At 70.5% G+C, this 11,508-nt stretch carries 11 protein-coding genes; 6 read left to right on the top strand and 5 right to left on the bottom strand.

The window, feature by feature from the left end; all coding sequences use genetic code 11:
- Window positions 1-92 precede the first annotated feature (92 nt).
- The 6 genes from dacB to folE all read left to right on the top strand — a co-directional run bounded on the left by dacB (window position 93) and on the right by folE (window position 7,765).
- On the top strand, window positions 93-1,745 hold the full coding sequence (gene dacB, locus OG496_RS32055; protein ID WP_405976753.1) for a D-alanyl-D-alanine carboxypeptidase/D-alanyl-D-alanine-endopeptidase: 1,653 nt from the start codon (window positions 93-95) through the stop codon (window positions 1,743-1,745).
- A gap of 80 nt (window positions 1,746-1,825) precedes the next feature.
- Complete coding sequence (locus OG496_RS32060; RefSeq protein ID WP_405973406.1) at window positions 1,826-2,947, top strand: zinc-dependent metalloprotease; 1,122 nt, start codon at window positions 1,826-1,828, stop codon at window positions 2,945-2,947.
- A gap of 192 nt (window positions 2,948-3,139) precedes the next feature.
- Window positions 3,140-4,180, top strand: coding sequence for a tRNA lysidine(34) synthetase TilS (tilS, locus tag OG496_RS32065; protein ID WP_366497586.1), 1,041 nt, complete (start codon window positions 3,140-3,142; stop codon window positions 4,178-4,180).
- Window positions 4,181-4,245: 65 nt separating this feature from the next.
- Window positions 4,246-4,806 carry a hypoxanthine phosphoribosyltransferase gene (gene hpt / locus OG496_RS32070; RefSeq protein ID WP_033286141.1) on the top strand — a complete coding sequence of 187 codons (561 nt, stop codon included), beginning with the start codon at window positions 4,246-4,248 and terminating at the stop codon, window positions 4,804-4,806.
- A 186-nt stretch (window positions 4,807-4,992) separates the two neighbouring features.
- Window positions 4,993-7,026, top strand: coding sequence for an ATP-dependent zinc metalloprotease FtsH (gene ftsH, locus OG496_RS32075; RefSeq protein WP_405973407.1), 2,034 nt, complete (start codon window positions 4,993-4,995; stop codon window positions 7,024-7,026).
- Between the two features lie 133 nt (window positions 7,027-7,159).
- Window positions 7,160-7,765, top strand: a complete 606-nt coding sequence (gene folE, locus OG496_RS32080; protein WP_318017968.1) for a GTP cyclohydrolase I FolE — start codon at window positions 7,160-7,162, stop codon at window positions 7,763-7,765.
- A gap of 232 nt (window positions 7,766-7,997) precedes the next feature.
- On the opposite strand, the gene OG496_RS32085 is transcribed toward folE, so the two are convergent.
- The 5 genes from OG496_RS32085 to folP form a co-directional block, all read right to left on the bottom strand.
- Window positions 7,998-8,486: a DUF3180 domain-containing protein gene (locus OG496_RS32085; RefSeq protein ID WP_366497588.1), complete on the bottom strand. Its 489-nt coding sequence runs from the start codon at window positions 8,484-8,486 to the stop codon at window positions 7,998-8,000.
- Window positions 8,487-8,545: 59 nt separating this feature from the next.
- A complete protein-coding gene (gene folK / locus OG496_RS32090) occupies window positions 8,546-9,157 on the bottom strand; it encodes a 2-amino-4-hydroxy-6-hydroxymethyldihydropteridine diphosphokinase (protein ID WP_405973408.1) in 612 nt (203 codons plus the stop codon).
- Window positions 9,154-9,513, bottom strand: coding sequence for a dihydroneopterin aldolase (folB, locus tag OG496_RS32095; protein WP_033286136.1), 360 nt, complete (start codon window positions 9,511-9,513; stop codon window positions 9,154-9,156). Before folB ends, folK begins: the two co-directional genes overlap by 4 nt.
- A gap of 269 nt (window positions 9,514-9,782) precedes the next feature.
- The gene (locus OG496_RS32100; protein ID WP_019064272.1) at window positions 9,783-10,286 is read right to left on the bottom strand and encodes a nuclear transport factor 2 family protein; all 504 of its coding nucleotides are present in this window, start codon (window positions 10,284-10,286) and stop codon (window positions 9,783-9,785) included.
- Window positions 10,283-11,191, bottom strand: a complete 909-nt coding sequence (folP, locus tag OG496_RS32105; RefSeq protein WP_405973409.1) for a dihydropteroate synthase — start codon at window positions 11,189-11,191, stop codon at window positions 10,283-10,285. The genes OG496_RS32100 and folP overlap by 4 nt, the downstream gene beginning before the upstream one ends.
- Window positions 11,192-11,508 lie beyond the last annotated feature (317 nt).

An 11,508-nucleotide genomic window follows, 5' to 3' on the forward strand; every position in this document is an offset into this window, starting at 1 on the left:
GGTGGTTAAGTGTCCCTCACGCAGGTGTGTGATCGCGAAAGGGGCTGGTGGTCGTGCCGGAGCTGAGGCCTTGGCGGGCCGCGAGACCGCAGATGGCGCGGGTCGCGCGAGCCGTCCGGCCCCGTCTCAAGCGGGCCGCACAATCCGTGAAACCGCAGGTCACGCGGCTCACACAAGCCGTGTCACCCCAGGTCACGCGGCTCACCGAAGCCGTGCGACCACAGGCCACGCGGCTCACCCGAGCCGTGTCACCGAAGGTCGCCCGGCTCGTCGGATCCGTGTCACCTCAGGTCGCGAAGTTGCCGCGGCCGAACAGGACCTGGCAGTTCACCGCCGTCGCCGCCACCGCCGGAATGGCGCTGGCCGCCGGTGTGGTGACCGCAGCCGGTCCCTGGGACTCCTCGGGTCAGCGTACGGCCGAGCGGGACTACGCAGCCGCACAGGAACAGTCAGGTGGCGTAGATCACGGCCGTAATTCCGATACGTCCGCCAAGGCACCCCGACCCGCCCCCAGTGCCGCATCCGTCCTCGTCGGCCTCGGCGGCGCCGCCAGCACCGTGAAGTCGGCCCCGACCGGCACGGCCCTCACGGACGTCCTCACGCCCCTCCTGGGCGACTCGGCGCTCGGCACCCGCCACACGGCCGCCGTCGTGGACGTCTCGACCGGAAAGCGCCTCTACGGAGTCGGCGCCGACGACGCGTTGACCCCGGCCTCGACCACGAAGATCGCCACCGCCGTGGCCGCCCTCTCCGCGATGGGCGCCGACCACCGCCTCACCACCCGCGCCGCCCTGGAGCCCGACACCAAGGAACTCGTCCTGGTCGGCGGCGGCGACCCGACCCTGACGGCCCACCAGGACGCCGAGGGCTGGGCAAGCCTGCGCACGCTCGCCGACAGGACGGCGGCGGCCCTGAAGAAGCGCGGCGTGAGCGAGGTGACGCTGTCGTACGACAAGACCCTGTACTCCGGTGCCGAACTCCACCCGATCGGGGTCAACGAGAACCTCGCCCCGGTCAGCGCCCTGATGGCCGACGAGGGCCGTACGGACGACTCGTCCAGCGGTCCGGTGCTGCGCGTGAAGGACCCGGCGGCGGACGCGGCTGAGAAATTCGCGGGCTTCCTAAAGAAGCACGGCATTACGACATCCTCCCCGGGCCCCTCCAAGGCGACCGGCCGCGCCGCCACCCTCGCCACGGTCTCCTCGCCGCCGCTCTCCGACATCGTCGAGCGGATGCTGACCAACAGCGACAACGACATCGCGGAGGCCCTGGCCCGCCAGACCGCCGTGGCCACGGGCAAGCGGGCCGACTTCGACGCGGGCGCCGCCGCGATCGCCGCCCAGCTGAAGAAGCTTCAACTCCCGGTCAAGGGCGCCGTGTTCAACGACGGCAGCGGACTCAACCGCGACGACCGTCTCACCGCGGACCTCCTGACCGCCCTCCTGGTCAAGGCCGGCTCCCCGGCCCACCCCGAACTCCGCCCGGTCCTCACCGGCCTCCCCATCGCCGCCTTCACCGGCACCCTGACGACCCGCTACACGGACGCGACGGGAGCGGCGGGGGTGGTGCGCGCCAAGACGGGCACCCTGACGGGCGTCAACACCCTCGCCGGCACGGTCGTGGACAAAGACGGCCAACTCCTCGCCTTCGCCTTCATGGCCTCCAACACGACGAACGCCCTGGAGGCCCAAGCAGCCCTGGACCACACGGCAACGGCACTGGCGGCCTGCGGCTGTAGCTCGTAACCGGGTGCCGTTCCGGCAGACGTTCACCTGACCGACCTCGCAGCCTGCCCCAAGCGGCAGCGCTCACGTACGGTTGACGCATGACGAGCATCGGTGGTGCCGAGATGGTCGACTGGAATCTCGCGGTGGCGACCGCGACCCGACTTGTGCGGCCGGGCCCCGAGGTGAGCCGTGACGAGGCCCGGGCCGTCGTCGGGGAGCTGCGCCGGCATGCGAAGGCCTCGGAGCAGCACGTCCGGGGGTTCACCCGGATGGGCACGGACGACATCCACGACACCCCGATCCTGGTCGTCGACCGCCCCGGCTGGGTGCGGGCGAACGTCGCCGGGTTCCGGGAGGTCCTCAAACCGCTGCTCGACAAGATGCAGGAGCGGCGCGGCAACACCCCCGGGGGCGCGGTCTTCGGGGCGGTCGGCGGCAAGGTGACCGGCGTCGAGCTGGGCATGCTGCTGTCGTTCCTGTCCTCGCGCGTGCTCGGTCAGTACGAGACGTTCGCCCCGGCGTCCCGCGAGCTGCCGGCGGGCGCGAAGGGCGGGCGGCTGCTGTTGGTCGCGCCGAACATCGTGCACGTGGAGCGCGAACTCGACGTGGAGCCCCACGACTTCCGCCTGTGGGTGTGCCTGCACGAGGAGACGCACCGCACGCAGTTCACGGCCGTGCCCTGGCTGCGTGACCACCTGGAGGGCGAGATCCAGTCGTTCTTGGGAGAGACCGAGGTCGACCCCATGACCGTCCTGGAGCGCATCCGGGAGGCCGCCCAGTCGCTGGCCGGCGGCCGGCCCGAGGGCGAGGAGGACGACGAGGGCCGGTCCCTCGTGGAGATCGTGCAGACGCCCGCGCAGCGGGAGATCCTCGGGCGGCTCACCGCCGTGATGTCCCTCCTGGAGGGGCACGCCGACTTCGTGATGGACGGTGTCGGTCCGGACGTGGTGCCGAGCGTCGCGGAGATCCGCGAGAAGTTCCAGCAGCGTCGTGCGAAGGGCGCCTCCCGCTTGGACTCGGCGTTGCGCAAGCTGCTCGGCCTCGACGCCAAGCTGCGGCAGTACCGGGACGGCGAGCGGTTCGTGCGGGCGGTCGTCGACCAGGTCGGCATGGACGGCTTCAACCGCGTGTGGACCTCCCCGAACACGTTGCCGACCAAGACGGAGATCGCCAAACCGGCGGACTGGGTCGCGCGGGTGCACCGCAAGGCCGAGTCGTGAACGGGTCGCGGGCGTGGTGAAACGAATCCGGCCGACGGCAGGCGAACGCCCCTGCAATCACCCGTCCGAGGGACCGTGAGCGATGGGTAGGCGTGCGATGCTCGGGGAACGCCCCGGTTCTGTCACCATCTACACACTCTGAGTGACCGAACCTCGGGCCAACCCCCGAAAACTTCATGAAGGGAACCGGACATGGGTCCCCATCCTGCGGTCGCGGCGATACGCCTGGCGGTCCGCCGCGTCCTCCACGACATCCTCACCGACCACGAGGCCCTGCAGACCGCCGGCGCCTCCCGGCACACCTCGCACGAGCGCCCGCCCTCGCCGCTCGTGCTCGTCGCATGCTCCGGCGGCGCCGATTCCATGGCCCTCGCCTCCGCCCTCGCCTTCGAAGCCCCCAAGCTGGGCATCAGGGCCGGCGGCATCACCGTCGACCACGGCCTCCAGGCCGGCTCCGACCTGCGCGCCGACGAGGTCGTCCTGCGCCTGCGCGAACTGGGCCTGGACCCCGTCGAAGCCACTTCCGTGACCGTGGGCCGCGAGGGCGGCCCCGAGGCAGCCGCCCGGGACGCCCGCTACGCAGCCCTCGACGACTGCGCCGCACGACACGGCGCCGCCGCCGTGCTGCTCGGCCACACCCGCGACGACCAGGCCGAGACCGTCCTGCTGGGCCTCGCCCGCGGCTCGGGCATCCGCTCCCTGTCGGGGATGGCCGCGGTCTCGGGGGCCGACGGCCGTTACCGCCGCCCCTTCCTGCAGCTCGACCGGCAGACCGCCCGCAAGGCCTGCATGGTCCAGTCGCTGCCCGTCTGGGACGACCCGCACAACGCCGACCCCGCGTACACGCGTTCCCGTCTGCGCCACGAAGGCCTGCCGGCCCTGGAGAAGGCGCTCGGCAAAGGCGTCGTGGAAGCGCTCGCCCGTACGGCGCAGCTGTCCCGGGACGACGCCGACGCCCTCGACACCTGGGCCAGCCAGGCCGAGACCTCCGTACGCGACGCCACCGGCCTCCTGGAGTGCGCCAAGCTCTACGCCCTGCCGCCCGCCGTACGCCGCCGCATCCTGCGCCGGGCCGCCATCAAGGCCGGTGCCCCGGCCGGCTCGCTGTTCGCCCGGCACATCGAGGAAGTGGACCGGCTGATCACCGGCTGGCGCGGCCAGGGAGCCATCAATCTCCCGGGCAAGGTCGTCGCCCGTCGCCAGGGTGGCAGACTGGTGATTCGGCAAGGCTGAATCGACACCCCCTCCGGGCCTCCGGGGGCGGGGCCAGGTAGTAGCCGGTTGGACGACCGAAAGTGATGCGGGTGGACGCGAAAGACATGGGTGACGACCTCCAGTCGGTGCTCATCACCAAGGAAGAGATCGACGCGAAGCTCGTGGAGCTCGCCGCGAAGATCGACGCGGAGTACGCGGGCAAGGATCTGCTGATCGTCGGCGTCCTCAAGGGCGCGGTGATGGTCATGGCGGACCTCGCCCGGGCGCTGTCCACCCCCGTCACCATGGACTGGATGGCCGTGTCGTCGTACGGCGCGGGCACCCAGTCCTCCGGTGTCGTGCGGATCCTCAAGGACCTCGACACCGACATCAAGGGCAAGCACGTCCTCATCGTCGAGGACATCATCGACTCGGGTCTGACCCTGTCCTGGCTGATCTCCAACCTCGGCTCGCGCGAGCCCGACTCGTTGAAGATCTGCACCCTGCTCCGCAAGCCGGAGGCGGCCAAGGTCGCCATCGAGGTGGAGTGGGTCGGCTTCGACATCCCGAACGAGTTCGTCGTCGGCTACGGCCTCGACTACGCGGAGAAGTACCGCAACCTGCCGTTCGTCGGTACGCTCGCGCCGCACGTCTACGGCGGCTAGAGCCACTCGGCCCAAGCCCTGCAAGACGATCGGGAACCCCAGCGGGTTTCGCGCCGTTGGAGCATGCAGACGCGTCTCCCAGCCGTCCCGTGCGACTTCGGGCAACATGGCTGGGGTACGGTCAGAAGAACTGTCTTTATCAAACTCACTATGGCAGGAGGGACGGAGCGATTTTGCTCCGTATGGATGGACGTGAAGCGATACTTCCGTGGGCCGGTCATGTGGATCGTGCTGGCCGTCCTTGCCGTGGTCGTGTTGATGCAGGTCGTCGGCTCGTCCGGCGGCTACAAGGCGGTGGACACCGGCCAGGTCGTCCAGGCGATCAATGACAACAAGGTCGAATCGGCCAAGATCACCACCGGTGACGAGCAGACCGTCAAGGTCACGCTCAAGGACGGCGTCAAGGTCGAGGGCAGCTCCAAGATCCAGGCGAGCTACATCGGCGACCAAGGCGTGGACCTCGCGGCCACGCTGCAGACCAAGTACCAGGACAAGCAGATTCCGGACGGCTACACGGTGTCGCCGACGAAGCAGAACGCTTTCGTCGGGATCCTGTTGTCGCTGCTCCCCTTCGTCCTCATCGTGGTCGTCTTCCTGTTCCTGATGAACCAGATGCAGGGCGGCGGCTCCCGAGTCATGAACTTCGGGAAGTCCAAGGCCAAGCTCATCACCAAGGACACCCCGAAGACGACGTTCGCGGACGTCGCGGGCTCCGACGAGGCCGTCGAGGAACTGTACGAGATCAAGGAGTTCCTCCAGGAGCCGGCGAAGTTCCAGGCCGTCGGCGCCAAGATCCCCAAGGGCGTACTCCTGTACGGCCCTCCCGGCACCGGCAAGACCCTGCTGGCGCGCGCCGTCGCGGGCGAGGCCGGGGTGCCCTTCTACTCGATCTCCGGTTCCGACTTCGTCGAGATGTTCGTCGGTGTCGGTGCCTCCCGAGTCCGTGACCTGTTCGAGCAGGCCAAGGCGAACGCTCCGGCGATCGTCTTCGTCGACGAGATCGACGCGGTCGGCCGCCATCGCGGCGCCGGCCTCGGCGGTGGACACGACGAGCGCGAGCAGACGCTGAACCAGCTGCTCGTCGAGATGGACGGCTTCGACGTCAAGGGCGGCGTGATCCTCATCGCCGCGACGAACCGGCCCGACATCCTCGACCCGGCCCTCCTGCGCCCCGGCCGCTTCGACCGCCAGATCGCGGTCGACCGCCCGGACATGCAGGGCCGTCTGGAGATCCTCAAGGTCCACCAGAAGGGCAAGCCGGTCGCACCGGACGTCGATCTGTCGGCCGTCGCGCGCCGTACGCCGGGCTTCACCGGCGCGGACCTGAGCAACGTCCTCAACGAGGCCGCCCTGCTCACCGCACGTGGCAACCGCAAGCTGATCGACAACTCCATGCTGGACGAGGCGATCGACCGTGTGGTCGCGGGCCCGCAGAAGCGGACCCGGATCATGTCGGAGAAGGAGAAGAAGATCACCGCGTACCACGAGGGCGGACACGCTCTGGTCGCGGCGGCTTCCCCGAACTCCGACCCGGTGCACAAGATCACGATCCTCTCCCGAGGCCGTGCTCTGGGCTACACGATGGTCCTGCCGGAAGAGGACAGGTACTCGACCACGCGCAACGAGATGCTCGACCAGTTGGCCTACATGCTGGGCGGCCGCGCGGCCGAGGAACTGGTCTTCCACGACCCGACCACGGGCGCTGCGAACGACATCGAGAAGGCCACCGCGACGGCCCGCGCGATGGTCACGCAGTACGGCATGACCGAGCGCCTCGGCGCGATCAAGTTCGGCGGCGACAACACCGAGCCCTTCCTGGGCCGGGAGATGTCGCACCCGCGTGACTACTCGGAAGAGGTAGCCGCGCTCGTCGACGAAGAGGTCAAGAAGCTCATCGAGAACGCGCACAACGAGGCCTGGGAGATCCTGGTCGAGAACCGTGACGTGCTCGACGCGCTCGTGCTCCAGCTGCTGGAGAAGGAGACGCTGAACAAGGAGCAGATCGCCGAGGTGTTCACTCCGATCATCCGGCGTCCGGCCCGTCCCTCCTGGACCGGCTCCTCCCGCCGTACGCCGTCCACCCGCCCGCCGGTGCTCTCCCCCAAGGAGCTGTCACTGACGAACGGGACGAACGGCGCGGGTCCCGCGATCACCGCCGGTGCGACCGCCGAGTCCTCTCCCACGCTGGAGAAGGCCCCGGAGGACCGCCCCGACAACTGACGCGAGTCTCACACGGCCCGAAATGGAAGCCGCGCCCCCCTGGATTTAGCCTGGGGGGCGCGGCTTTTCCATATGCCCGCAACTGAGGCGTGTGTCCGCACACGCGTGACCCGCACAGGAACGAGGCACCGCCATGACCGACCCCGTGACGCTGGACGGCGAGGGAGCGATCGGCGTCTTCGACGAGAAGCGCGCCGAGAACGCCGTACGCGAACTGCTGATCGCGGTCGGCGAGGACCCGGACCGGGAGGGGCTCAGGGAGACGCCGGCGCGGGTGGCGCGGGCGTACAAGGAGATATTCGCGGGGCTGTGGCAGAAGCCCGAGGACGTGCTGACGACGACGTTCGACCTGGGGCACGACGAGATGGTCCTGGTGAAGGACATCGAGGTCCTGAGCAACTGTGAGCACCATCTGGTGCCGTTCGTCGGGGTCGCCCACGTCGGGTACATCCCGTCCGCCGACGGGAAGATCACCGGGCTGTCGAAGCTGGCCCGGCTGGTGGACGTCTACGCGCGGCGGCCGCAGGTGCAGGAACGGCTCACCACGCAGGTCGCGGACTCCCTGATGGAGATCCTGGAGCCGCGCGGTGTCATCGTCGTCGTCGAGTGCGAGCACATGTGCATGTCGATGCGGGGCGTGCGGAAGCCTGGCGCCAAGACCATCACCTCGGCGGTGCGGGGGCAGTTGCGGGATCCGGCGACGCGTAACGAGGCGATGAGTCTCATCATGGCTCGCTGACGGTTCGCTTCGCTGGATGGAGCGGGTGGGGCGTCGGTCGGGTGCGGGTCCGTTGGGGCTGGGCGCGCAGTTCCCCGCGCCCCTTTGGGGCGCTCAGGTGACCGGCGTTGCCGCGGCACGGTGGCGGGTCGTGGCCCGGGTGCGGCCTCGTCGTGGCTGGCGCACCCGCGCGGCGGAGCCGCAGATCGACACTGCCCCGCGCCCCTTTGGGGTGCCTTCGCTTCAGGGCGCCTCAGGTGACCGGGGTTGCCCCTGCCGCGTTGTTGTCGTCGTCCTCCGGGAGTTTGCAGACCCGTTCCAGGAAGATCGCGGCGACTATGACCGCGATGCCTGCCAGGACCGAGAAGCCGGCGTAGATGGCCTGGTCGCGGCGGGCGGGGATGTCGAGGAACTCCAGGAGGTAGGCGCCCGTGCCGCCGTACATGCCGGCGACGAGGGCGGCCACCAGGGCGCTGGCCTGGCCGAAGACGACCGCGCGGGCGGCCATCAGGGGGTCGACGCCCTTGGCGCCGGGGCGGCGCTCGCGCTGGGCCTTGAGGCGGGCGCGCAGGGAGAGCGCCGTGGCCAGCAGGACCACGGCGATCACGGCGAGGACGATGGGCGCGGCCAGCGGGACACTCGGCAGGGTCCCCACCGCGCTCCACAGGCGGGCCCCCGCCCAGGACAGCACTCCGGCGATCACGAACACGCCGGCCAGCACCCTGATCCGCAGCTCTCTCACGGTGTTCCTTCAGCTCCCCGTGCCCTGTCCGGGCGTAGTGGTCGTCTCGACCTTAACGACTACTCGGGCAGCCGGAGTTCCAGATCCTTGCGGGGCGCGACACCGTCACGGGTGATGTCGTCCAGGAGGGTGGCGACCGGGCCGCGGCCGGGCAACTGCGCCTCGGGCTCCACGTCGTGCCACGGCGCGAGCACGAAGGCCCGCTCGTGGGCGCGCGGGTGGGGGAGCGTCAGGACCGGGTCGTCCGAGACGACGTCGGCGTACGCGACGATGTCGACGTCGATCGTGCGCGCGCCCCAGCGCTCCTCGCGGACCCGGTGGAAGGCCTCCTCGACCGCGTGCGCCCGCTCCAGCAGGGAGGACGGGGGCAGGGTGGTCTTGAGGACGACGACCGCGTTGAAGTACGACGGCTGGCTGCCGGGCTCGACGCCCCACGGCTCCGTCTCGTAGACCGGCGACACGGCCTTGATGCGGACGCCGGGGGTGTCCTCCAGGGCGTCGATGGCTCCCTGGAGGGTCTCCAGGCGGTTGCCCAGGTTCGCGCCGATGGAGATCACGGCGCGCCTCGGGTTGCTGAGGGTGGTGTCGGCGGCGTCCACCTGCTGCACCACGGAGGCGGGCACCGGCTGGACGGTCGGGTCGCTGTGACCCTCGGTGAACGAGAAGGTCATACTCGGCTCCGGGTGATGGTGACGGTCACGTCGTCGAAGGGGACGGTGATCGGGGCGTCCGGCTTGTGGACGCGGACCTCGACCTCCTCGACCCCTTCGTGCTTCAGGCAGGTCTGCGCGATGCGCTCGGCGAGGGTCTCGATGAGGTTGACGGGCTCGCCCTGGACGACGGCCACGACCTCCTCGGCCACGATGCCGTAGTGCACGGTCTTCGCCAGGTCGTCGTCGGCGGCGGCCGGCCGGGTGTCCAGGCCCAGGACGAGGTCCACGATGAAGGTCTGGCCCTCCTCGCGCTCCTTGGGGAACACGCCGTGGTGCCCGCGGGCCTTCAGGCCGCTCAGCGCGACACGATCCACGCGAATCACTCCTGCAATCGTCGGTGGTGGCCGGTTCGTACCGTGTGCGGGCGGTACCCCGGCCTCGAACGAATCTACCTGCGGGCACTGACAACGCCCGGCCGCGAGGGCGTGGGCGCTGTCCGGGGCCAGAGGGTTCATGGAGCGTTTCCCCTGGGGAACCCGGTGGCTCATGGGTCGGTAGCCGCCCCTACCCCGGGGTTCGTGATTCCAACCACTTCTTGGTCCCGACGGGTTGCGACGGGTTCTCCCAGGGGGCGCCTACCCACTCAGGTGGGGGTGTCCTCGCCCTCGTCCTCGTCGTTTTCGGCCAGAACCGGGGACGCGTGGTGCGACCAGAGCTTCCAGCCCTCGGGGGTGCGCCGGAACACGTTCGTGGCGACCACGAGCTGGCCGACCAGCGGGCCCAGTTCGTCGCTGTCGTCGGGGGAGGGGCCGCCGCTGAGGATGTTCTCCGTGCAGGTGACCAGGGCGGTGTCGCCGGTCACCGAGACGTGTACGTCGGTGAGGAAGAACTGGATGTACTCGGTGTTCGCCATGATCAGCGCGTACGACCGCAGGACCTCGCCGCGGCCGGTCAGCACCGGCCAGCCCGGGTGCACGCAGGAGATCACGCCGCTGTCCGCCGGGTCGTGGTACTCCTCGTCGACGCCGAGGTCGGCCGGGGTGAGCCAGAGCGCGGACAGCTCGTCGAAGTCACCGCGCTCAAGGGTCTCGTAGAACGCGGTGTTGGCGAGTTCCACCTGCTCGACGTCGGTGTGCGGGGCGGTCACAGGGCTCCCTCGGAGCTGGTGTGCGAGGCCGCTCGGGCGCCCGGGGCGCGCGCCCCCTCGACGGCGCGTGCGACGCGTACGGCGTCGGCGGTGGCGCGGACCTCGTGGACGCGCACCGCCCAGGCGCCGGCGTGCGCCGCGAGTGCGGAGACGGCGGCCGTGGCGGCGTCGCGCTCGCGCGCGGGCGGGGGCGCGCCCTCGGGGCCTGCCAGGACGCGGCCGAGGAACCGCTTGCGGGAGGCGGCGACCAGGACGGGGTGGCCGAGGGCGAGCAGACGGTCGAGGTGGGCGAGGAGGACGAGGTCGTGCTCGGCGTCCTTGGAGAAGCCGAGGCCCGGGTCGACGACGACACGGTCGGGGGCGACACCGCCGGCCAGAACGGCCTCCACGCGTGCGTGCAGTTCGTCGACGACCTCGGTGACGACGTCGTCGTAGACCCCCCTGACGTTGCCGCCCTCCAGGAAGCCGCGCCAGTGCATGACGACGAAGGGGGCGCCCGAGGCGGCGACGACCGGGATCATCGCGGGGTCGGCGAGGCCGCCGCTGACGTCGTTCACGAGGGCGGCGCCGGCGGCGAGTGCCTGCTCGGCGACGGAGGCGCGCATGGTGTCGACGGAGACGGTGACGCCCTCGGAGGCGAGGCCGTGCACTACGGGGATGACGCGCTTGAGTTCTTCGGCCTCGTCGACGCGGGAGGCGCCGGGGCGGGTGGACTCACCGCCGACGTCCACCAGGTCGGCGCCCTCGGTGACCAGGTCCAGGCCCCGCTTGACGGCCGCCGTGGTGTCGAAGAAGCGGCCGCCGTCGGAGAAGGAGTCGGGGGTGACGTTCACGACCCCCATGACCGCGCACCGGTCCCACTCCGGAAGGCCCGTGACGCGCCCGCGTCCGCTCTGCTTGCTCATACGTTCAGCGTAGGCCCAGGAGGAGGGGGCACGGCCCCGCGGGCCGGGCGGAAGCGGGCTGGTCCGGGGCGGGAGGGGGACGCCGGGGTGGGGCGGGGTGCGGGGCGTTGCGCTTGAGGGGCGCGCGGGAGTCTGTGGGTGGGGTCCTCGCGCGGGGGCCGTCTTCGTGGTGGTGGTGCGCGGCTGCGTCGTATCGGCTCGCGGTCTTGGAGTGTCTGGCGGTGGCCGTCGGCCTTTGCCGTCGTCGCTCGCGGCCTTCGTCGGAGTGGACAGCGCTCCGGAGGCCGGCCTGCTTCGCAGGAGGAGGCGTGCGAGAG

The sequence above is a fragment of the Streptomyces sp. NBC_00988 genome (assembly GCF_045162645.1).
Taxonomy (GTDB): Bacteria; Actinomycetota; Actinomycetes; order Streptomycetales; family Streptomycetaceae; genus Streptomyces.